The organism is Acidisoma sibiricum, from assembly GCF_057837225.1.
The window spans coordinates 1,049,836-1,071,543 of sequence record NZ_CM174445.1 but is presented as its reverse complement, the minus strand read 5'-3'; the positions used below and the strand labels follow the sequence as shown (position 1 = coordinate 1,071,543).

At 65.6% G+C, this 21,708-nt stretch carries 18 protein-coding genes and 1 pseudogene; 8 read left to right on the top strand and 11 right to left on the bottom strand.

What is annotated here, in order from left to right; genetic code table 11:
- Window positions 1–211: 211 nt before the first annotated feature.
- Window positions 212–525: pseudogene (locus AC3G7M_RS05190) on the bottom strand (IS5/IS1182 family transposase); the annotation flags it as partial.
- 145 nt (window positions 526–670) lie between these two features.
- On the opposite strand from AC3G7M_RS05190, the gene AC3G7M_RS05185 reads away from it, so the two are divergent.
- Window positions 671–4,843 (top strand): Hint domain-containing protein, encoded by a 4,173-nt coding sequence (locus AC3G7M_RS05185; protein WP_489214642.1) that lies wholly within the window; start codon window positions 671–673, stop codon window positions 4,841–4,843.
- Window positions 4,844–4,914: 71 nt separating this feature from the next.
- Here AC3G7M_RS05185 and AC3G7M_RS05180 read toward each other — a convergent pair whose 3' ends face one another.
- From AC3G7M_RS05180 to AC3G7M_RS05160, 5 genes are all read right to left on the bottom strand, one after another.
- Window positions 4,915–5,388: an OsmC family protein gene (locus AC3G7M_RS05180; protein ID WP_489214641.1), complete on the bottom strand. Its 474-nt coding sequence runs from the start codon at window positions 5,386–5,388 to the stop codon at window positions 4,915–4,917.
- Between the two features lie 87 nt (window positions 5,389–5,475).
- Entirely contained in the window at window positions 5,476–6,237 is a 762-nt protein-coding gene (locus AC3G7M_RS05175) for a hypothetical protein (protein WP_489214640.1), read from the bottom strand.
- Window positions 6,237–7,247 carry a 4-hydroxyproline epimerase gene (locus AC3G7M_RS05170; RefSeq protein ID WP_489214639.1) on the bottom strand — a complete coding sequence of 337 codons (1,011 nt, stop codon included), beginning with the start codon at window positions 7,245–7,247 and terminating at the stop codon, window positions 6,237–6,239. Before AC3G7M_RS05170 ends, AC3G7M_RS05175 begins: the two co-directional genes overlap by 1 nt.
- A 3-nt stretch (window positions 7,248–7,250) precedes the next feature.
- The gene (locus AC3G7M_RS05165) at window positions 7,251–8,594 is read right to left on the bottom strand and encodes an NtaA/DmoA family FMN-dependent monooxygenase (protein WP_489214638.1); all 1,344 of its coding nucleotides are present in this window, start codon (window positions 8,592–8,594) and stop codon (window positions 7,251–7,253) included.
- 291 nt (window positions 8,595–8,885) lie between these two features.
- Window positions 8,886–9,143: a hypothetical protein gene (locus tag AC3G7M_RS05160; protein ID WP_489214637.1), complete on the bottom strand. Its 258-nt coding sequence runs from the start codon at window positions 9,141–9,143 to the stop codon at window positions 8,886–8,888.
- Window positions 9,144–9,379: 236 nt separating this feature from the next.
- On the opposite strand from AC3G7M_RS05160, the gene AC3G7M_RS05155 reads away from it, so the two are divergent.
- The 3 genes from AC3G7M_RS05155 to AC3G7M_RS05145 all read left to right on the top strand — a co-directional run bounded on the left by AC3G7M_RS05155 (window position 9,380) and on the right by AC3G7M_RS05145 (window position 11,075).
- The gene (locus tag AC3G7M_RS05155) at window positions 9,380–9,634 is read left to right on the top strand and encodes a hypothetical protein (protein ID WP_489214636.1); all 255 of its coding nucleotides are present in this window, start codon (window positions 9,380–9,382) and stop codon (window positions 9,632–9,634) included.
- 11 nt (window positions 9,635–9,645) lie between these two features.
- Window positions 9,646–10,800 (top strand): serine hydrolase domain-containing protein, encoded by a 1,155-nt coding sequence (locus AC3G7M_RS05150; protein WP_489214635.1) that lies wholly within the window; start codon window positions 9,646–9,648, stop codon window positions 10,798–10,800.
- A 95-nt stretch (window positions 10,801–10,895) separates the two neighbouring features.
- Window positions 10,896–11,075 carry an entericidin gene (locus AC3G7M_RS05145; protein WP_489214634.1) on the top strand — a complete coding sequence of 60 codons (180 nt, stop codon included), beginning with the start codon at window positions 10,896–10,898 and terminating at the stop codon, window positions 11,073–11,075.
- Window positions 11,076–11,126: 51 nt separating this feature from the next.
- Here AC3G7M_RS05145 and AC3G7M_RS05140 read toward each other — a convergent pair whose 3' ends face one another.
- From AC3G7M_RS05140 to AC3G7M_RS05130, 3 genes are read right to left on the bottom strand one after another with little or no spacing between them, the layout of a single operon-like run.
- Complete coding sequence (locus AC3G7M_RS05140) at window positions 11,127–12,365, bottom strand: ArgE/DapE family deacylase (protein ID WP_489214633.1); 1,239 nt, start codon at window positions 12,363–12,365, stop codon at window positions 11,127–11,129.
- The gene (locus tag AC3G7M_RS05135; protein ID WP_489214632.1) at window positions 12,362–14,113 is read right to left on the bottom strand and encodes an ABC transporter ATP-binding protein; all 1,752 of its coding nucleotides are present in this window, start codon (window positions 14,111–14,113) and stop codon (window positions 12,362–12,364) included. The genes AC3G7M_RS05140 and AC3G7M_RS05135 overlap by 4 nt, the downstream gene beginning before the upstream one ends.
- A 16-nt stretch (window positions 14,114–14,129) precedes the next feature.
- The gene (locus AC3G7M_RS05130; protein WP_489214631.1) at window positions 14,130–15,326 is read right to left on the bottom strand and encodes a CCA tRNA nucleotidyltransferase; all 1,197 of its coding nucleotides are present in this window, start codon (window positions 15,324–15,326) and stop codon (window positions 14,130–14,132) included.
- Window positions 15,327–15,504: 178 nt separating this feature from the next.
- Between AC3G7M_RS05130 and AC3G7M_RS05125 the strand changes: the two genes are divergently transcribed.
- Genes AC3G7M_RS05125 through rfaD form a run of 3 tightly spaced genes read left to right on the top strand, consistent with a single transcriptional unit; the run spans window position 15,505 to window position 19,219 of the window.
- The gene (locus tag AC3G7M_RS05125) at window positions 15,505–17,058 is read left to right on the top strand and encodes a PfkB family carbohydrate kinase (protein WP_489214630.1); all 1,554 of its coding nucleotides are present in this window, start codon (window positions 15,505–15,507) and stop codon (window positions 17,056–17,058) included.
- Window positions 17,059–17,060: 2 nt separating this feature from the next.
- Entirely contained in the window at window positions 17,061–18,239 is a 1,179-nt protein-coding gene (locus tag AC3G7M_RS05120) for an AGE family epimerase/isomerase (RefSeq protein ID WP_489214629.1), read from the top strand.
- Entirely contained in the window at window positions 18,236–19,219 is a 984-nt protein-coding gene (gene rfaD / locus AC3G7M_RS05115; RefSeq protein ID WP_489214628.1) for an ADP-glyceromanno-heptose 6-epimerase, read from the top strand. Before AC3G7M_RS05120 ends, rfaD begins: the two co-directional genes overlap by 4 nt.
- Before the next feature lie 193 nt (window positions 19,220–19,412).
- On the opposite strand, the gene AC3G7M_RS05110 is transcribed toward rfaD, so the two are convergent.
- The gene (locus tag AC3G7M_RS05110; protein WP_489214627.1) at window positions 19,413–19,775 is read right to left on the bottom strand and encodes an FKBP-type peptidyl-prolyl cis-trans isomerase; all 363 of its coding nucleotides are present in this window, start codon (window positions 19,773–19,775) and stop codon (window positions 19,413–19,415) included.
- A 99-nt stretch (window positions 19,776–19,874) separates the two neighbouring features.
- Window positions 19,875–20,855, bottom strand: a complete 981-nt coding sequence (gene pdxA, locus AC3G7M_RS05105) for a 4-hydroxythreonine-4-phosphate dehydrogenase PdxA (protein WP_489214626.1) — start codon at window positions 20,853–20,855, stop codon at window positions 19,875–19,877.
- A gap of 101 nt (window positions 20,856–20,956) precedes the next feature.
- Here pdxA and AC3G7M_RS05100 point away from each other — a divergent pair, with 101 nt between their 5' ends.
- On the top strand, window positions 20,957–21,700 hold the full coding sequence (locus AC3G7M_RS05100; protein ID WP_489214625.1) for a 2OG-Fe dioxygenase family protein: 744 nt from the start codon (window positions 20,957–20,959) through the stop codon (window positions 21,698–21,700).
- Window positions 21,701–21,708: the final 8 nt, after the last annotated feature.

The window sequence follows — 21,708 nt, the reverse complement described above, 5'->3', positions numbered from 1 at the left end:
CGTGATCTGTTTTGTTATCGATTTGATCTGTCGCGCCGCCGACGGCGATGGGCGCCGTCTGCCCCCCCCACCTTCGGCCCAGCCCGGCGTGAATGAGATGCCGTCGCCCGGCAGACAGAGTCCACGCTCGCCTGGCGGCCGGTGATCCTGTTTGAAGTGACAGAACATCTGCCGGTTGTGACGATGGTGTCCGGCCATCGCACCCTTGAAGGCGCTGCCGGTCCAGGCGTGCCTGATAGACGTTGGGGTCATGGATATTGGCCGGATCGTAAAGGTATCGGTGATCGAGACAGAAAACCCCGTCGGCTTGCCATCCCGTATCTTATAGCCAGCCTCCGGGTCGGCGCGGCTGACCTTGGTCTCCTTCTCCAGAGGCGGCCGGGCTTTCGGCGTCATCGGCGCCTTGCCATCGGCCGCCAGGTCAGCCTCAATTGCTTCGTTCTGCGCCACGCTTGTGTCGTTGAGACGCCGCCGCCGGTTATGGCTCAAGGTCGAGGCATCGCACACCGGGTCGCTCAGTCTGAGCCGGCGGGGCAGCTTCACTGGTTTTATTGCGCCCCAAGGTCGATTGCCGGATCAGGCGCCAGACGTTATGGATGCGAACGAGCATATTATTCCGATCATTTAACGATAAGTGGCTCTGGAACTCTATCGGCAAGGGGAAGACGCGGTGTCTGACGGATCGCAGGGCCTGATTGTTCCGATCTATTACAATTCACCGGCCAATCAGCTGGAGATTTATGTCTCGCTGAATGGCGGTCCGGCTGAACCCTATAGTTTCGATACCGGCGCCCCCAATCTCTTCGCGACCTATGGCAGCTGGTGGCCTGGCACTTCGGAGACGGATACGGAAGGCAGCTCTGTCTTCACCTTCGCGCAGGAACCAACATTTTATTACAATACAGTGACGACGTCGGTCACTTTGTCCGATGTCACCGGCGCCACCCTTGCCACTGCAACCAAGGTCAATGTCGCCCAAATCACCAATGTCGCCGTCTATGGCAATGGCGTGACTGCAGCACAGGACTATCAGAATTGGGCGCTGTCGATTCTCGGCACGCCAACCCTCTCCAACGGCACTTTCGGTGATTTCGGCGCCGGCCTGTACGGCACCTCGACCCTCGGCACGGTCCTCGCCCAGATTCCGGTCTCCTCCGGCCTGGAAGCCGGCTTCATTGTCGAGGCGCCGCAAAGCGATGCCACCCCGGGGGCGGTGATCGTCGGCCTGTCGGGCGCCACCATCGCCGCGTGGAAGGCCGATCCCGACACCATTACGCTGACCATGACCTCCTCCGGCACCTTGCCCAATCCAGATGGGACCACGGCCTGGTCAAGCTATGGCAAGGCGCAGGCAAGCGATACGGTGGTGACGCTGACCAGCGGGTCAGAGACGATCAGCTTCGATATCGGTCTGGTTGTCGATACCGATGGTGGCCTCAGCAATAATATCTATACAACCGGCGATATCAGCCTGCCCGGCTGGGCCACCGGCGTGCTGGACGGGATTGGGTATACGCTGTCCTCCGTCTCCTCTGGCGGCAGTTCCAGCACGGTCCTCTCCTATACGACCTCCAGCGGCGCCCTGTATTTGAGTGGTAAGACGGAGGTTCTGGGCACCAAGACATCGGACACCGACCGCGATAACCCCGGCTACAATCTCTTCCTGAGCTATACCGTGATGTTTGATGTCGCGGATGGGACGCTGCTGCTCCGCCCCATTACGCATGAGGTGGTCAGTGGCGGCGGCGCCATCGTCAGCGGTGGCTCAGCCCTCAGCCAGAGCGACACGCTGCTGGTGGATCAAGGTGGGACCGCGGTCTCCTTCACCCTCAGCAGCGTTGCGGTCGCGACCGTCTCCGGCGTGCTGGAAGAGAGTGTGCTGGATGGCGGCTATGCCGTCATTCTATCGGGTGGCCTCGCGCAGGGCGGTCGCGTCGAAAGCGGCGGCAGCGAACTCGTGTCCAGCGGCGGCAGCGCCGAGGGCGCCCTGCTCTCGGCGGGCGGTTGGCAGATCATTGAAACCGGCGGCCGCACGACCGCAACAACGGTGGCCAACGGCGGCACAGAGCTGGTCTCTTCGGGGGGCACCAGCCTCGGCGCCACGGTCAGCAGCGGCGGCGCGCTGCTGGTGGATGCCGGCGGCACCGCCTCGGGGAGCGTGTTGAGCGCCGGCGGTTATGAGATCATCTCCAGCGGCGGCACGGCGCTTGCCACCACGGTTTCCTCTGGGGGCACGCTCCTCCTGGCCGATGGGGTAGCCAGTGGCACCGTGCTCTCCGGGGGGTCTGTCATCTCTACCGGCGTTGTTGAGGTCTCCGGCAGCAGCGTGACAGCCGAGGGCAATACGCTCTCGGGTGCAAGTCTCGTCGCGGGCGATACCGGCTTCATTTTGAGCGGCGGCACGCTCAGCGATTCAACGCTCAGCGGCGGTTCCGTGATCATTTTCGGGGATGCCCAGGGCAATATCCTTTCGGGCAATGCGCAGGAACAGGTTTTCGGGCGGAGCGAGCAGGAAACCCTCGTCACCGCTCGCCAATCCGTCCATGCCGGCGGCACCGCTGTCAGCGCCAGCCTGGTCTCAGGCGCGGTGCAGGCGGTGCTCTCGGGCGGCCATGCCAGCGCCAGCCAGGTTTCAAGCGGCGGCTATCTCCTTCTCTCTCGCGGCGGGGAGAGTGAGGCCGCGGTGCTGAGCACCGGCGGCGGCGCCATTGTCGCCAGCGGCGGCACGGCGGACCAAACGATCGTGCTCTCCGGCGGTTTGGAAACCATCATGGCTCAGGGCTTGGCTTCAGCAAGCCAGATCAGCGCGGGCGGCGCCGAGGTCATTCTCGGCGGCACGGAAGCGGGCGGGCTGATCCGCGCCGGTGGTGCTGTGCTGGTCAGCACCGGCCTCTTCACGGGCGGCACCGTCGCAAGCGGTGGCTTGCTCGAGGTCGAAGGCGGTGGCGTGACGGAGAGCGGCACCATCGCCGCTGGCGGCTATGCCATCATCTCCGCGGGCGCGCTGGCCTCTGCCATCACGGTGGAGGAAGGCGGCGCGCTTATTCTGTTCGGTGGCAGCGAGTCAGGCATCACCGGTGCCGGATCGGTCATCTCCTCCGGCATAGTGCTTGAGACGTCGGGCGCCGCGGGTTTCGCGGTCAGTGTCTCGGGCGGCGGCCTTAGCGGTCTGGCGGTTGAGAGCGGCACGCAGGGCTTTGTGCTCGCCTCCACCACCATCAGCGATACCCATATCGAGGGCGGCATTCTCACCGTGGAAGGCGAGACCCTTTCAGGCCGCATCCTGGAGGGGGGCAGTGAAGTTATTCTCTCCGGCGGTGTCGCGAGCGGCATCTATGTCTCGGCCGGCGTGCAATCCATTCTGGCAGGCGGCCTGGCCTGGGGTACCATCCTTGGCAGCGCGGCCGGGTCTGGCAGTTCGGGCGGCTCCGGCAGTTCGGGAGGTTCCGGTGGCTCCGCCGGCACGGCGCTGGTGGGTTCCGGCGGCACCGCAATCTTTGCCAATATCGAGTCCGGGCTGCTTGTCGTCAGCTATGGCGGCCTTGCCTCCGGCACGGTCGTGCATGCCGGGTCGGATATCCTCATCTCCGGTGCCACCGCGGTTCTCACCCATATTGCGGGCGGCACCGAGGTGGTGAGCTATGGTGGCCAGTCCGAGGAAGCGGTCATCAATGGTGGTGAGCAGCTGGTGAGCTATGGCGGATTTACCTCAGACACCATTATCGACATCGGCTACCAGCTTATCAGCAATAACGGCATCGCCCGCGATACAATGATTTCCGGCGGCAGCCAGGTTGTGACCCAGGCTGGCATTGCGGGCCACACCACCATTCTGAGCGGCGGCACGCAGGTTGTGCAGGACTATGGCTCGGCGCTGGATACCACCATCTCCTCCGGCGGCACGCTGATCATCAGTGCCGGCGGCAGCGCGGTCAACAGTCTCGACTTTGCCGGCGATAGCGCGACGCTTGTGCTCGGCGGCAACACCGCCTCTGTCGCTGTCATCTCAGGCTTCACGGCAGGCGACAGCATTCTTCTCTCGGGCCTCACCTATACAAGCGCAGGTTCTGCCAGCTTCGCCGACGGCTCGCTGACCGTGGTTGAAAACGGCGATTCGGCGAGCCTGTCCTTTGCCGGTGACTATGCAAGCGCTGACTTCCTGCTGTCGGAGGCAGCCGGGGGGGCCGGCACGCTCATTTCCTTGGCCTGCTTCGCACAGGGCACGCGCATCATGACGGCGGCGGGGGACGTGGCGGTGGAAGATCTGCGCGCAGGAGATAGCGTGCGCACCGTGGCCGGCGACGATTGCCCCATCATCTGGCGCGGTGCGCGCCATGTGGATTGCACAGGCCATCCCGACCCGGCCAAGGTCTGGCCCGTCCGGGTAGCGGCAGGGGCCTTCGGCCCTGGCCTGCCCGTGCGCCCACTCTGGCTCTCCCCCGATCACGCGGTCTATGCCGAAGGGGTGCTCATTCCGATCAAGCATCTTATCAACGGCGCCAGCATCCGCCAGGACAAGGTTGCGCAGGTGACCTACCTCCATATCGAACTCGCCCAGCACGATGTCGTGCTGGCTGAGGGCCTGCCCGCCGAGACCTATCTCGACAGCGGGGACCGCCAGAGTTTCGCCGGCAGCGTGACCAGCCTTCACCCTGCCTGGGGCAGCGAGCACAGCGATGTCTCCCTCGTCTTCGACAGCCTGGGCTATGCGCCGCTCCGCGTCACCGGGCCAGAAGTGGAGCGCGTCCGCGCGGGGCTGGCGGCTCGGGCGAGCGAATCACCGCGTCATTTCACGGCGCCTGCAGTCATGCCGGCGATGAGGCGGCGCTGGAACAGAAAATAGACCAGGACAATGGGCACCAGGGTGATGACGGCGCCGGGCGGGAGCGGTATGCGGCGGCCGTACCCCCTCCCTCATTCCGCGGCGAGGGCGACGGCCTTGGCCTGCCAATGAGTCGTCACGGCGACGCCGCTGCGGCGGAAGAGCTGCGTCACTGGGCAGCGGCGTTCAACCTCGCTGCCGAAACGGGTGAACAGCTCCGGCGCGGCATCGGTCTCGACCGTCACATCCAAAGTCAGGCGCGTGAAATTGCTGACGCCCTCGGCGCCGGTCGCGAGCACCGTCGGGTCAAGCTTGGCATCCAGCGCTACGGTGAAATGGCCGAGCGACAGGCCCAGGTCCTTGGCCACGATCTGCGAGGTGACCTGCGTGCAGGAAGTCAGCGCGGACAGGGCATAGGCAAGCGGGCTAGGGGCGGAATCGGCGCCGCCGAAGGCCGGATGGGCATCGGCGCGGATGACATGCGGGCTGCCCTCCTCATGGATGGTCTGCGCGACGCCGGTGCCTTCGCCGGTCAGGCGGAAGGTAACGAGGGGAAGCGTGCTCATGGGGCGTTCCTGACGGTTGTGGTTCTGGGCTGGCCAGCCTAAAACGCAACCGCGACTCAACAAAGCGGAATCTTTGTTTTTACTATTTTAACAGGTGTTATCACCTTCCTCATCCACAATCCGCCACGCCCGGGTGAGCGGCGCGCCGGACGGGTCGATATCGGCCGTCGTGAGGCGGTCTCCGTCCCGCGCCGGCAGAAGGGACGCCCCTTCGCGATAGGGCAAGCTGGACCGAGCAATGACAAACCGGCCTTGCTCCATGGCGCCCAAAGCGATCTCGCAGTCGAGAAGATCCTGCGCGGCGGTCCTGTCCTGAGCCTCAGCCAGAAGATCGGCGAGCCTCGCGCCCTGCGGCAGAGAGACGCTGCGGGCGCGGGCAACCATGAAAGTGTCACCCACCACGACCAGCGCCCCCGCCACACCGGTTGTCTCCTCTACCAGGCTCAGCGCGGCTGACGCTTTGCCGGCCAGGTCATGATGCCAATGCTCGCGATAAGGACTGTCGCGCCCCTCCTCGATCATCATGCCGTCTTCCCGCCAGAGCCGCCCGGCGTCGGGCAGGGATGACGGCGGCTGAAAGTCAATGTCTCTTTCCCATTCAAAGAACTGTCCAGCCTGGATGAGACGTCCGGCGAAACCTTCCTGCGTCGCCATCCAGGCGAGATGGTCAGGCCCACAGTCCCGCAGACAGGCGATGCCCGCGAATGACGGACGGCCCCGGGGCTGGCGCAGATCCACGTATCGCGCCGCCCCCTGCAGCCAATGCACTTCGGTTGTGCGATCCTCCGACCCATCGGGCAGGCGGATAAGCGAGCGCCGCCATAGGCCGCCCAGCTGATCCAGGCGCATTACGCGACCGTGAAGCCATGCATGAAGGGGTCACGCGGATCGACGAAGATGGTGTTGATGCCGGTCATCCGCGCCCAGCCGGAAATGCTCGGGCGGATGGCCGCGAATTCGCCAACGCTGGCCAGGCTTTCGACACGCCCCTCGAACAGGCTGCCGATGATGCTTTCATGCACGAAGTCATCTCCCTCGCGCAGCTTGCCTTTGCCCGCGAGCTGCGCCATGCGCGCCGAGGTGCCGGTGCCGCAGGGTGACCGGTCAATCGCCTTCTCGCCATAGAAGACAGCGTTGCGGCCATGGGCGCGCGGATCGCGCGCAGCCCCCGTCCATTGCACATGGCGGATGCCGCTGATGGTGGCGTCCTCGGGATGGACCACATCGATCGCCTCATTGATCAGCACCCGCACGATGGGACTGAGGCGCAGAATCTCGCTCGCCGAGAGCGATTCAAGCCCGGCGAAATTCTTCTGCGGGTCGATGATGGCGTAGAAATTGCCGCCATAGGCGATATCGACGGCAATCTCCCCCAATCCCGGCACGTCGATCAAAATGCCTTCGGCCGCGAGATAGGAGGCGACGTTGTGGATGCGCACGCTATCGACGAAACGACCATTGCGCTTGTATTCGGCCACCACCCGGCCCGCCGGCGCATCCAGCGCCAGCTGGCCCTCCACCCGCGGGGTGGCCAGACCGTTTTCGATCGCCATGGTCACCGTGCCGATGGTGCCATGACCGCACATCGGCAGACATCCTGATGTCTCAATGAACAGAATGCCGATATCGCAATCGGCCCGCGTCGGCGGATAGAGAATGGAACCGCTCATCACATCATGGCCGCGCGGCTCAAACATCAGCGCCTTGCGCACCCAATCGAAGCGCGACAAAAAGTCCTGGCGCCGCTCGCTCATGCTGGCCCCCTGCAGCAGCGGACCGCCGCCCGAGACGAGGCGCACGGGATTGCCGCAGGTATGCCCGTCGAGACAGCTGAATGTATAGGTTTGGTCGGCGCTCATGGCTCAGTCCTCACTCAGATGGTCGCGCAGCGTGCGGCCCTTGTATTCGGTGCGGAAGCGCCCGCGGCGCTGCAGTTCCGGCACCAGAAGATCGACGATGCGGGTCAGGTCCGCCGGCACCGAGACGGTGTGGCCCAGCATGAAGCCGCCGCGGCTGCCGGTCGCCTCAAAGGCTTCTTCCAGGATATCCGCGACCTGTGCGGGTGACCCCGCAATCGTCTTGTCCCAGGCGGTCGCACTCTTGATGCCATGCTCGAAGAAGGTCTCGCGGGATATTTCGGTAGTCTCGCCGAGTTCGAGCCCCAGTTCATAGACGAAGCCGATAGGGGACGCATTGGCGGCGATGATCTTTTCCTGGATCTCGGCGAGCGTGAAGCGCTCCGGCAGCGTCGAAAAATCGTAGCCGTTATTATAGGACAGAAAAACGCCGACGGCTTCGGGCGGGATGGCCGTCAGCAGCCGGTCGCGCTGCGCCTGAGCTTCCGCTTCCGTCTCCGCCACCACGATCGGCGTCTGCCACAGAATGCCAACCTTTGCCGGGTCACGCCCGATATCGGTCAAAGCCTTATCCAGCGCCGCGCGATGCTTGACCTGCCGCGCCAGCGCCATATCGGGGCCGAAGACGTAATCGGCGACATAGGCGGAGGCCTGCACGCCGCGCGGCGATCCGCCGGCCTGAATCACGACGGGCCTTCCCTGGGGCGAGGGCGGTGTGTTCAGCGCGCCTTCAACCTTGAAGAATTTGCCGTCATGCTTGACGTGATGGACCTTCGCCGGATCGGTCACGCGGCCGGTCGCGAAATCCCACAGCATGCAGTCGGGCTCGGCGCTGTCCCACAGCTTGCGGCAGACATCGACGAATTCCTCCATCCGCTCATAGCGGCTGCTATGCTCCATCAATTCGTCGAAGCCGAAATTGGCGGCATCCGATTTGCGGGTCGAGGTGACGAGGTTCATGGCAATGCGCCCGCCGGTCACATGATCCAGCGAATTCATCAGCCGCGCCATGTAATAGGGATGCATGAAGGTGGAGGAATAGGTCAGGCCGAAGCCCAGGTGCCTGGTCACGCGGGACATCGCGACCATGATCGGGTTCAGGTCCTGCCGCGGCCAGCTGATGCCCCATTCGATGGCGCCATCGGGCTTGCCGTCCCAGGTATCGGGAATGCCTGTGCCGTCACCGGAAAAGACCATGTCCAGGCAACCGCGTTCCGCAATGCGGGCGATCTCCTCGAACATCTCGACATCGGGAAAGGTGCGATCAGGCCAGGCGCCCGGCATCCGCCAGCGGCCGCCCATATGCGAATAGGAGAAGTCGAAGCCAAGATGCATGCGGGCTTTGGCCAAACTGTCGTCTCCTGCGTCGCGGGCTTTGCAGCCTAGACAGGATCGGACGCCACGTCATCTCGTCAGGAAAATATCTTGCACGTCGCGCAGACAACAGGGGTGTCTGCCCGAGGGGGCTCGGCTGGCGCCATGGGCCATCACCGCATCCCGCCGCTGGCCGTAAGGCCAGCGCCTCTGAGCCCGTTCTCCGCGGGGCGATCAGGCGAGGCGGCGTCTGCAGCCCGCCCGATCGCCACAAGCCGGACAAGGCCCGCGACCCCGGAGGGTCGCCTTACGCTTCAGGCGGTCGTCTTAGCGGCGATAGGTGCCATTGATGATCGCCGGCAGGTCGCCACGGCTGAAGCCAAGCTCACCCAGTTCGGCGTCGGAATAGCTGTCCAGTTCGCGGGCCATCACCATGCGCTCAGCGCGTTCGGCGCGGCGTTCGGCGATGATCTGGCGGAGGGCGAAAACCTCACGCACGAAGGTCGTGACGCCGAGGAAGTCGAACGCGTCCTTGATGCCGCCGGGAGCGGTCTTCTGCTGCTGGAAATTGGAAACTGTCGTCATGGGAGCCTCCTGAGCTTTGTCCGTTGCTGCAGTGCACCATATCCAAGACAACGACGGATGTCTACCGAATAACGCCTGATATTCGCTCTAACGAACTTTATGGCTGCACTGCACCATATGCATGCATTTGTCTTATAGCGCGACAAATGTGTCTAAAGATCGGCCTTGCGTCCCCTTACGGAGGCCTTAGCCTGAGCGCGGCGCCCTTTCGGCGCTCTCAAACACGGAGCGGCAGCATGGCAACCTCAGACTCCAAGTTCGATCCCGATGATTTCGATGAAGAGGATGTCGAGAGCTATCTCGCCCTCGCCCGCGTCCACGGGGAAACCGCAGGCAGCGACGAATGGATTGTGGCGCTGGAAGATATCGTCCGCGTCGCCTGGCGGCTGATGTCGGAGGAGCAGAAGGAGACCTTCCGCGCGGAGCCCGAAATCCTGGCGCTGACCGATAATTTCGGCGATTTCGCCGACGACCAGAACGCCGATTTCTAAGGAGCCTCGCCTTGCCCCATGCTGAAACCGCCGGCCGCGCGATCGACGCCCTGCTGGACCGCGTCCTGGCCGAGCAGCGGTTGGTCGGTGCCGTTGTGCTCATCCATCAGGACGGCCGCCCCTTCTATAGCAAGGCGGTGGGCTTCGCCGACCGTGAGGCCGGGACGCCCATGCAGGCAGATACCGTTTTCCGGCTGGCCAGCATGACGAAGCCGATTGTCTCGGCCGCGGCCCTCGCCGCTGCCGAGGCCGGGCTCTTGTCGCTTGAAGATGACATCACCCGCTTCCTGCCCGATTTCCGGCCAAGAACGCCGGAAGGCGACGATGCGCGCATCACCGTCCGCCATCTGCTGACCCATACGTCCGGCCTCTCCTACGGGTTTCTGCAGCCGGGGGAGAGCGTCTATCACAAGGCGCAGATATCGGACGGGATCGACCGCCCTGGCATCGACTTGGCCGAAAACCTGCGCCGCCTGGCCAAGCTGCCGCTGAACTTCACCCCCGGCGCGGCCTGGCTCTATTCTCTAGGCACCGATGTGCTGGGCGCGGTGCTGGAAAAGGCGAGCGGTCAGTCTCTGCCCCAAGTGGTGCAGGATCGGATCACCCGTCCGCTCGGCATGGCGGATTCGGCCTTCCTGGCGCCCGCCCCTGAGCGTCTCGCGACACCCTATGCCGATCCGGCAGAGGCGGGCCGCGCACCGCGGCGCATGACCGAGCCTTTCGCACTGCCCCAGGCGGAGGCCGGCACGGTCTATTTCTCACCCGGCCGCGCAACGGACCCGAATGCCTATCCCTCAGGCGGCGCCGGCATGGTGGGCACGGCGGCGGATTACATCCGCTTCCTGGAGGCGATCCGCCTGGGCGGCGCGCCCATCCTGAGTGCTGATTCCGCGGCCGCCTTCATCGGCGATGCCATTCCGGGTCTCGATATCGATCTCGGCGATCCCGGCTGGGGCTTTGGTCTGGGTGTCTCGCATTTGCGCGATCCGGCGGCGGCGGCCACGCCGCAAAGTGCCGGCAGCTGGGCCTGGGGCGGCGTCTATGGCACGAGTTTCTGGGTCGATCCCGAGACGGGCATCAGCGCGGTGGCGCTCACCAATACATCCCTGGAAGGCTGCAACGGACTGTTCACCAAGGAAATCGTCGCCGCTGCCTATGCGGAGTGACGGTCCCATAAACGAAATGTGATGGGTCCCGGTTTCTGTCACATTTCGTGAGGCTCCCCATATCCGGTTTATCAGAGTTCTAAGGGAGTCAGGATATGACCAAAGCCATTCGTTTCGATTCTAGCCTGCTGCGCGCCGCCACGATCGGCCTCCTGCTCGCGGGCGCCACGCTCGGCCTCTCGGCCTGCAACACCGTCAATGGTGCCGGCAAGGACGTCTCCAGCGCGGGCGCCGCGACTTCGACCGCCGCGTCCTCGGTCCAGCAGAAGATGTAATCTGGCGTCACGCCAGACAAACCCGGCAAGCCGCAAGCTTGCCGGGTTTTTTTATGCCCTGAGCAGGCGCGTCAGCGCGATGGCGACCGTCGCCGTCGCCGCTCTGAGGTCAGCAAGCGCCAGATTCTCATCCGCGCGATGGCCGTTCGCCTCCAGCATGGTGCGGGGCCCGGCGCCATAGAGTACGGTCGGGATGCCGCGCTCGGTATAAAGCCGCGCATCGCAATAGATCGGCGTGCCCTCGGCGCCGATGGTCTCCCCCAGCACAATCTGAGCGGCTTCGGTCAGCGCCGCGACCAGACGCTCCTGGCCCGGCAGGCTTTCCATCGGGCGCACCACGAGGATCTGGGTCACATCGACGGTAATACCCGGCAAGCCAGCAGCAGCGGCGGCGATGAGGTCACGCAGTTCCTGTTCGACCGCGTCCGCGCGTTCCTCGGGGATCATGCGGCGGTCGATGCGGAAGCTCACCTTGTCCGGCACGACATTGGTATTGATGCCGCCGGAGATCAGCCCAACGTTGAGATTGGCGTGACCGATGCCCGGCACCGCCGAGACACGCTCGGCAAGGCCGCCACGGAAGGCATAAAGCGCGGTCAGAATCGTCGTCGTCGCCTGCAGCGCGTCATGCCCGGTTTCGGGCCGGGCGGCATGGGCCGACTTGCCGCGCACGGTCACGTCCAGATGCAGACAGCCGTTATGGGCGACCGTCACGTTATAGGCGAAGCCGGCGCTCAGCGCGTAGTCGGGCTTTGACAGGCCCTGCTCCATAATCCAGGCCGGCCCGATCAGCCCGCCGGTCTCCTCGTCATAGGTCAGATGCAGTTCCACGGTGCCGGCGAGTGGGGCGGCGACATCCTTCAGCGCCAGCAGCGCGAAGGCATAGGTCGCGAAATCGGATTTGGAGACGGCGGCCCCGCGACCATACATGCGGCCATCGTGAATCTCCGCGCCGTAAGGATCGGAACTCCAGCCCTCACCCGGCGCCACGACATCCCCATGGGCATTGAGTGCCACGACCGGGCCGGGACCGAAGCGATGGCGGATCAGGAGGTTGGTGGCGGAGATCATGCCCGTGGCGCGGACGATATCCTCGGGCACGGGATGGCGCTCTACCTCAAAACCCAGCGCCTCCAGCAAGGTCGCCGTCATGGCGGCATGGGGCGCGCAATCACCCGGCGGATTGTCGGATGGCGCGCGGACGAGGGCGGACAGGAACCCGACCTCCGCGTCGAAACGGCGGTCGACCGCCGCGCGGATCGCGGCGTCGGTGGTGGTTGCCACGGTCATGGCATCAGCCCCTGGGTTCTGACCAAACGTGCATAGATCCCGTCCTGCGCCAGCAGTTCGGCATGGGTGCCCCATTCCTGGGCGCGGCCCTCGGCCATGACGACGACCAGATCGGCGCTGCGCACGGTGGAGAGACGATGGGCGACGATGATGGTGGTGCGGCCGGCGCGCAGATGCGCGAGCGCCGACTGCACCGCCGCTTCGCTATCGGCATCCAGCGCGCTTGTCGCCTCATCCAGCAGCAGAATGCGGGGATTGCGGAGGAAGGCGCGGGCAAGGGCTACGCGCTGGCGCTGGCCGCCCGACAGCCGGTTACCGCTATGGCCGACGATGGTCTGGTCGCCTTCGGGCAGCGCCTGAATGAAATCGGCCGCGGCAGCCGCTTCGGCCGCGGCCAAAATCTCGGCCTCGGTCGCATCGGGCCGGCCCATGGCGATATTGGCCGCCACGGTATCGTCGAACAGCAGGGAATCCTGGCCGACATAGGCGATGGCATCGCGCAGCGTGCTCATTTTGGCCGCACGGATATCCATGCCATCGACCGTGATGACGCCCGATTCCACCTCATACAGCCGCGGGATCAAGGCGAGTGCCGTCGATTTGCCGGCGCCGGAGGCACCCACCAGGGCGACGGTCTGGCCCGGCGTGGCCTCGAAGCTCAGGCCCGTGAGACCGGCGCGGCCATCGGGGTAGGTGTAGCAGACATCGGTAAAGCGCAGCGCGCCCGGTCCGGCCGGCAGCGGTTGCGCGTCCGGGCGATCGGTAATGGCTGGCCGTTCGTCAGTGACGGAGAAGCAGCGGGCGAGACCGGCCAGCCCCTCCTGCACCGCCGCATTGAGCGAGCCGAGCGAGCGCAACGGGCGCGAGGCCAGCATCAGCGCCGCGACGAAGCCGGAGAAATTGCCGAGCGTCGCGGCCCCTGCGGCGGCGCGCCAGCCGACAAAGCCGATGACAAGGGCGACCGTGACCCCGCCCAGCACTTCCAGCACCGGATCGACACCGGAGCGGGTGCGCACCATGCGCAGCAGCGCGCGATACAGATGATCGAACATCTGATCGGCGCGGCGCCGCTCGGCCTCTTCCAGGCGATAGGCGCGCACGGTGCGGCTTTGGGCGAAGCTCTCATTGAGCATCATCGCCGTCTCACCCGTGCGTTCCTGCATATTGCCTGAGGCCCGGCGCACGCGCTTGCCGATGCGCTGCACCGGCACCGCCGCCAGAGGATAGAGTGCCAGGGCGAGCACGCTGAGCAGCCAGTCCATATAGAACATGGATGCGACGAGGCCCACGACCGTCATGGCGTCGGACACGCCGCTGACGGCGCGCGTCATCGCCTCGCGGATGGTCGCCGCATCGGTCGTGAAGCGGGCGGCGAGCTGGGCCGGCGCCTCGCGCTCCATCCGCTGCAGGTCGGAACTCACCAGATGGCTAAACATGCGGTTCTGCAGATCGCGGATGACGACAAGGACCAGATTCTGGGTCGCAACCGCCTGGCCGTATTGCACCGCCGCCTTGAAGCCGGTGACGATGAGCACGATGACCGGGATCTGATAGAGGATGCGCGGGTCCTTGCGCACGAACATGGTGAAGGCCTGGTCGATCACCGCCGGGTAAAGGGCGGTGGCACCAGCCACCAGCGCCGTCAGGATCGCGACGATAACCAGCCGCCCCTTGTAGATGTGCAGATGCTCGCGCCAGAGGCGCGCGACCAGGGCGCGGGTGGATTCGTCAGTCGGTAGGGTTTTCATGTCAGCGCGGCGTGTATCAAGAAGAGAGGCGCCCGACCACCCTTGCCAGTTCGGTCCGGCAGGCCTCTGCATCATCCGCGCAGCCACGGGCGATCCACCAGTCGCGCACAGCGCGCAAGGCCACGCCCAGCGCCGGGCCGGGTTGGAGCCCCAGCGCCAGGCCGTCCCGTCCTTGCAGCGGGAAGACCGGCGCTGCCATGGCCCGCAGGCGCGCCCTGAAAGCGCGCCCGGCCTCGCCCGGCTCGTGGCGCAGGAAGGACCGGCCGATGAGGATATCTTTCGATGTTTCCGCCAGAGCCTGGCGCAGCAGGGTGTCATCGGCATCGGCTGCCGGAAGCGTGCCGGAGAGAAATGCCGCCAATCTGTCACGCTCGGCATTGGAAAGTTTGAGCCGCCGTGCCGTCTGATCGGCCCTGGCCGCATCTGCAATCAGCGCCGCCAGCCGCAGCACCGGCTCGGCCGGCGCATCTGCCTGCGCCAGCCGGTCCAGCCGCGCGGCCCAGTCGGGGGCCGCTTCGGGCAGCAGCACCGGCAGCACACGGAGTTCGGCCATGAGCGCGAGACCCGGCCTGGGGTCCGCGACCGAGAGGATCTTCGCGGTTTCAGACCAGAGCCGTTCGGCCGAAAGCGTCGTGAGTTTCGGCGCGCCCGCAGCCAAAGCGCTGGCTGTCGCCTGATCCGGCGCTTCGCGTCCGTAGCGCAGAAAGAAGCGGAAAAACCGCAGGATGCGCAGGTAATCCTCGGCGATGCGCACCGCCGCGTCCCCCACGAAGCGCAGGCGTCCGGCCGCCAGATCCTCGGCGCCGCCGAAATAGTCGTACAGCGTGCCGTCCGGTGCCAGCGACATGGCGTTGATGGTGAAATCCCGCCGCGCCGCATCGACCGCGAAATCTTCCGTGAAGGCCACGACCGCATGGCGACCGTCCGTCTCGACATCCTGGCGGAGCGTCGTCACCTCAACCTGGCCGCCATCGGCGAGCGCGGTGACGGTGCCATGGGCAAGCCCCGTGGGGATGGCGCGCAGCCCGGCGGCGCGCAGCCGCGCAATCACCGTCTGCGGCAGAAAATCCGTTGCCACGTCCACGTCGCTGACCGCGCGGCCGGTCAGCAGATCGCGCACGGCGCCCCCCACGATGCGCGCCCCCGGCAGGGCCGCCAGCACCGCACGCACGCCGGGCAGGTCCAGCAAGGGAGACGGGTTCACATGAGCCATGCCCTGTTCAACATCCTCGGGCCAAAGGTGGGAAGCCGCTTTCGCCCGTTATCCGAAATCCCGCCATTTGGCCATTTTCGCGGGTCAGGCTAGAGCGAAGCCCGAGACCATCCCAAAGGGCGCCGGAAAGCGCTAGTCTGGGCCTGCTGGGACCAGGGTTTTGCCACGGAGTCCGTCTATGCCGACCGCGTCCATGCCGACCGCCGCCACGCCTATCGCCGATATTCTGACCGCCATGGCGGGCCGGCATGTCCTGGTCATCGGCGACGTGATGCTGGACCGCTTCGTCTATGGCCGCACGGAACGGGTCTCGCCGGAAGCGCCGTCGCTGATCCTGGCCGCCGACCGGCAGGAGCAGATGCTGGGCGGGGCGGCCAATGTGGCGGTGAATATCCTCAGCCTGGGCGGCATCTGCCACCTGGTGGGGCTATGCGGCACGGACCCGATCGCCGCTGAACTCGCAAGCGAACTGGAGCGCTTTCCGAATCTCACCGCCGATCTGGTGAAAGATTCCAGCCGCAGCACGACGCTGAAAGTCCGGCTCGTGAACCCGCAATACAATACCCACCTGCTGCGGCTGGACTGGGAAGTGACGACGCCGGCGGCGGGCGACATCCTGGCGGCACTGACCGCGCGCGCGGTCGCCGCCGTCGCGACGGCCGAGGTCGTGATCTTCTCCGACTATCTGAAGGGCGTGCTGCAGCCGTCCTTGATGCAGGCGGTCGCGGCCGCAGCCGCGACGCGGGGTATTCCCGTCATCGTCGATCCGAAGGGGCAGGATTTCACCCGCTACCGGGGTGCGACCATCATCGCCCCCAACCTGCACGAACTGTCACTCGGGGTCGGCCGCACGGTGCCACAGGACGATGCCGCGGTCGCCGCGGCGGCGGATGAGGTCAGCCGCATCTCCGGCGCGCCCGCGATCGTCGTCAAGCGCAGCCAGGGCGGCGTGCAGCTGGTGGAGCAGGGCCGCACCACCGGCCGCTACCAGACACTGGCGCGGCGGGTCACGGATGTCTCGGGCGCGGGCGATACGCTGGTCGCGGCCCTCGCCATGGCGCTGGCCGCCGGCGGCAGCCCCGAGATTGCAACCCGCATCGCCAATGCCGCCGCCGGTGTCGCCGTCGCCAAGAAGGGGACGGCGGCGGCCACGACCGAGGAACTGGCCGAACTGCTGCTGCACCGGCATGAACACCGCATCTCGCCCAAGATCTTCGGCTCAATCTCCGCCTTGCAGCAGCAGGCCGCTGCCTGGCAGGAGGAGGGGCTGTCCATCGGCTTCACCAATGGCTGTTTCGACCTGCTCCATCCCGGCCATATCTGGTCGCTGACGGAAGCCCGCAGCCGGGTCGACCGGCTGGTGCTGGCGCTGAATTCGGATGCCTCGGTCAAGCGGCTGAAAGGCCCCAGCCGGCCGGTGCAGAACGAGACCGCGCGCCTGACGGTTGCCGCCGCGCTGGAAGCGGTCGATGCCGTCATCCTGTTCGATACCGATACGCCGCTGGATCTGATCCTGGCGCTGAAGCCCAATGTTCTGCTCAAGGGCGGCGACTATGTCCTGGATACGGTGGTCGGCCGGCATGAGGTGGAAGCCTATGGCGGGCGCGTGGAAATCATCCCCTATATGCCCAATACCAGCACGACGGAGATGATCCAGCGCATGAGCCTGGCCGAGGCCGAGAAGACCGGCATCGGCACCGGCAGCGTCCTGCCTAGCCTCGCCGAAGGCTGACAGTGCCGGTTTCAGCTCCCTCTCTGGCCTTGGGCGCCGCGGCCGAGGCAGGCCTTGCCTGGCTGCGCGACAGTGCCTGGCCCTTTTGGCTGGCGCATGGCATCGACCGCCGGAACGACGGCACGGCGATCGGCTTTCATGAATTCCTTTCGCTCGACGATCTTCGCTGTGTGGCCGAATACCGGCGCCTGCGCGTGGTGACGCGCCAGACGTTCGTTTTTGCGGAGGCGCTGGCCGCCGGCATGGTCGAGGCGGAAGAGGCCGTCACGCTCGGCCTGCAGTATCTGCGTACCCATGCCTTCGATGCGGCGGGCGGCTATCACTGGCGCTTCGACCTGCGCGGCGGCGTGCTGGATGCGAAGCGGGATCTGTACGATCATGCCTTCGTGCTGCTCGCCCTATCGACCGCCATGAAGGTGCGGCCGGACCCCGTGCTGCGGGCGGAAGCGCTGGCGCTGGACGATTATCTGCACCGCGCCTTTCCGCACCCTGCCGGCGGCTATGGCGAAAGCCTGCCCGCCAGCCTGCCGCGACGGCAGAATCCGCATATGCATCTGCTGGAAGCCTGCCTCGCCGCGTCCGAAGCCTTTCCTGATGGTCCCTTCCTGGACCGCGCCGAGGGCATCGTCGCTCTGTTCCTGGTCCGCATGTTCCAGACCGCGGAAGGGGCGCTGCCGGAATATTTCGATGACGGTCTGGTGCCGCATCGCGAGCATGGCCGCTTTGCGGTCGAGCCCGGCCATCACAGCGAATGGGTCTGGCTGCTGGACTGGTACGCGCGCCGGCGGGCGGCCGTGGGCCGGGCCGCCTTGCCGGCAGTCGCCACCGCCATCGGCAGTTTGAACCGCTTTGTCGACCGTTTCGGCATCCATCCCGAAACCGGTGCCCTGGTCGATGTGCTGTGGAGCGACGGCAGCCTGTCCTCTGCCCGGCAGCGGCTATGGCCGCAGACCGAACGGCTGAAGGCCGAAATTCTCCGCCCCGATGCGTCGCCCGCCCGTATCCTCAAGGCCTTTGCCGTGCTGCAGGATTACATCGCCCCCGCCCCGAAAGGCCTGTGGCGGGAGCAGCGCGAGGCGGACGGCACCTTCAGCCTGATGCCGGCCCCGGCCAGCAGTCTTTATCACCTGACCTCGGCCTATACCGTCGCGGCCAGAATGCTCAGGAGTATGCCCGCATGATTGTAGTGACCGGTGGGGCGGGCTTTATCGGCTCGAATATCGTCGCGGCACTGAACGATGCCGGCCGGCGGGACGTGGTGGTCTGCGACCTGCTGCGGGCGGAGGGCAAGTGGCTGAACCTGCGCAAGCGCATCGTGCAGGATATCGTGCCGCCGGATGAGCTGTTCGACTGGCTGGACGGGCGCACCGATATCGAGGCCGTCATCCATATGGGGGCCAATTCCTCCACCCTGGTGACGAACGGCGATGATGTCGCAAAGCGCAACTTCCGTTTCTCGCTGAAGCTTCTCGACTGGTGTACCGCGCAGGAGGTGAAGTTCATCTATGCCTCCTCGGCCGCGACCTATGGCGACGGGATGGAAGGGTTTGAGGACAGTATCGACCTGCCCTATCTGCAGACGCTGCGGCCGCTGAACCTCTATGGCTGGAGCAAGCATCTGTTCGATCAGGTCGTGGCCACACGGCTGGAGGAGGGCAAGACACTGCCCCCCGTCTGCGCCGGGCTGAAATTCTTCAACGTCTTCGGACCCAATGAATATCACAAGGGTCCGATGATGAGCCTGGTCTCCAAATACTTTCCGGCGATCAAGCGGGGCGAGACCATCGACCTCTTCCGCAGCTATAAGCCCGAATACAAGGACGGCGAGCAGCTGCGCGACTTCGTTTATGTCCATGACATCACGGACACGATTCTGTGGCTGCTGGACGGCTACAGCGGCACGCAGCTGTTCAACCTCGGCAGCGGGCGCGCACGCAGCTTCATTGACCTTGTCGGCTCAATCTTCGATGCGCTGGCACTGGACCGCAAGATCCGCTTTGTCGAGATGCCGGAGGCGATGCGCCCGCGCTATCAGTATTTCACGGAAGCCAATGCGGCGCGTCTGCACGAGGCTGGCTACAATAGACCAGGCACCGAGCTGGAAGCCGCCGTGGGTCATTTCGTGAAGACCTATCTCGATACGGCGGACATGTATCGGTGATTGGTCAAACCTGACAGCTGGTGTGGGGCCCTCATGGTCAGGTCCCCAGGACGTGCCCATGGCTGTCCGGTTTGAACGCCCCTATCGTCATCGCCTGGCTTGACCCGGCGATCCAGGTTTGGGCGCCCACAGGACTGGATGCCCGGCACGGGGGCCGGGCATGACGAGTTTGGTTGCGGGAGGAGCGGGCGGCTCAGCCGACGCCGAGCAGTTCGACATCGAAGAGCAGCGTGGCATTCGGCGGGATGACGCCCCCGGCGCCGCGCGCGCCATAGCCGTGCTGGGGGGCCAGGCGCAGCGTGCGACGGCCGCCGACGCGCATGGTGGCGACACCCAGATCCCAGCCGGAAATCACCTGCTGCACGCCGAGCGTGAACTGGAAGGGCGCGCCGCGATCCCGCGAGCTGTCGAACTTCTTGCCCTGCTCGCCGTCATTGTCCAGCCAGCCGGTGTAATGGACCGTGACCTTCTGACCCTGGACCGGCTGCGCGCCTTCACCCACGACCTCGTCGCGATAGCTCAGGCCCGGATGCATGGTCATGAATTCGTCTGCCATGGTCGACTCTCCTTGGAACTCGGTCACGGCCTGTGCCGCGCCTTGGGTGTGAGGTATGTCCGCCAGCCCTGCCAGACAATGGGCTTCGGCGAAAGGGTGTCAGCCGCCACGCAGCATGGCCGCAGCCTGCGCGACGGCGGCGCGCAGGCTGGCCGCATTCGCCTGGCCGGTGCCGGCGATTTCAAAGGCTGTGCCGTGATCGACGCTGGTGCGGATGAAGGGCAGGCCGACCGTAATATTCACGCCCTCGTCGAGGCCGAGATATTTCACTGGGATCAGCCCCTGATCATGATACTGCGCGACGACGACGTCGAATTCGCCCATGCGCGCGCGCATGAAGACGGTGTCGCCCGAGAGCGGACCTGAAACCGCAATGCCTTCCTGCTGCGCGATGACGACGGCGGGCGCGATGATGGCGTCATCCTCGGCGCCGAACATGCCGCCCTCGCCTGCATGCGGATTGAGCCCGGCCACCGCGATGCGCGGACGCACGATGCCGAATTGCAATCCGGCGCGGTGGGCGAGGCGGATGGCACGCAGCTCATTCTCAACGGTGACCATGCGCACCGCCTCGACAAGCGGCACATGGATGCTGACGAGAAGTACGCGCAGCTCCTGATTCGCCAACATCATCGCGTAATCGGTCGTCCCGGCGCGGCTCGCGAGGATTTCGGTATGGCCCGGATAGTCGATGCCCGCTTCATGCATCGCCATCTTGTTAATCGGCGCGGTGACGATGGCCGCAATCTCGCCCGCCTGCACGGCGGTGATGGCGCGGTCGATATAGGCATAGGCGGCCGCACCGGCCCGCGCGTCGATGCGGCCAAAGGGCAGGTCACCGGGCAGGGCCGTCACCGGCACGACCTCGATCCGGCCGGCGCCGCCCTGAACGAGACCGGCATGGGCGATTTCAACGATCTCGACCGGGGCACGCAAAAGAGACGCCGCGCGACGCAGAATGGACGTATCGCCGAAGACGACGGCCGGGTGAGGCAGACCTTCGGCAAGGAGCTTCACCACGATCTCGGGCCCGATCCCGGCCGGATCGCCCATCGTGATGCCCATCGGCGGCTGCGTCATGCACATGATTCCCCTGCGGCCTGCGCTTCCCCTAGACCCTCGCCGCTCGTGTACAAAGCCTCGGACGACAGATTTCGACGCATGAGAGGATCGCGCGCGGTATGGAGACGGAGCAGACGGCCGTGACCGCCCTGGCGCAGGCCATGGAATCGACAGGCTTCGCCCAGGCTCAGGCCGATGCGATGCAGATGATCCTGCAAACCCAGGGGCTGACCGATTGGGCCAGTTTCGCGGAAAGCTGGGACGATCTCGGCCTTGATGGTTTCATGGCCGATGGCGGGCGTTATCGCCGCCGCCGCTTCGCGGCTTTCGCGGTCAACCCGGCCGGCGGGCCGAACGCCATTCGCCGCAAACCGCATCAGCCGCATTACCAGAGCCGCGACTATAACGCGCTGAATGGCGGCATCGCGCGCTGGTTCGATCCGGTCACCGACACCATCGCGCACCATCCGGCAACGACCGCCGTGCTGCGCTTCTGCAACGGGCTCTTCACCCGCCTGACGCCGCCGGATCTGCGTCCCACGACCTGGCATGTGGAGATGCATCAGTTCCGCATCGAGGCGCAGCCGGGCTCCGCAGGCCAGCCGACGCCCGAAGGGCTGCATCGCGATGGCGTGGACTGGGTTCTGGTGCTGCTGGTGCGGCGGGAGAATGTCGCCGAGGGCGAGACCAGCATCACCAATCTGGAAAAGCAGCTGATGTCCCGCTTTACGCTCGCGCAGCCGATGGATGCGGCGCTCGTCGACGACAGCCGCGTCTATCACGGCGTCACCGCCGTGCATCCGCTGGATACGGCCAGGCCCGCCTTCCGCGACGTGCTGGTCATCACCTTCCGCCGCGAATAGTTTTCCGC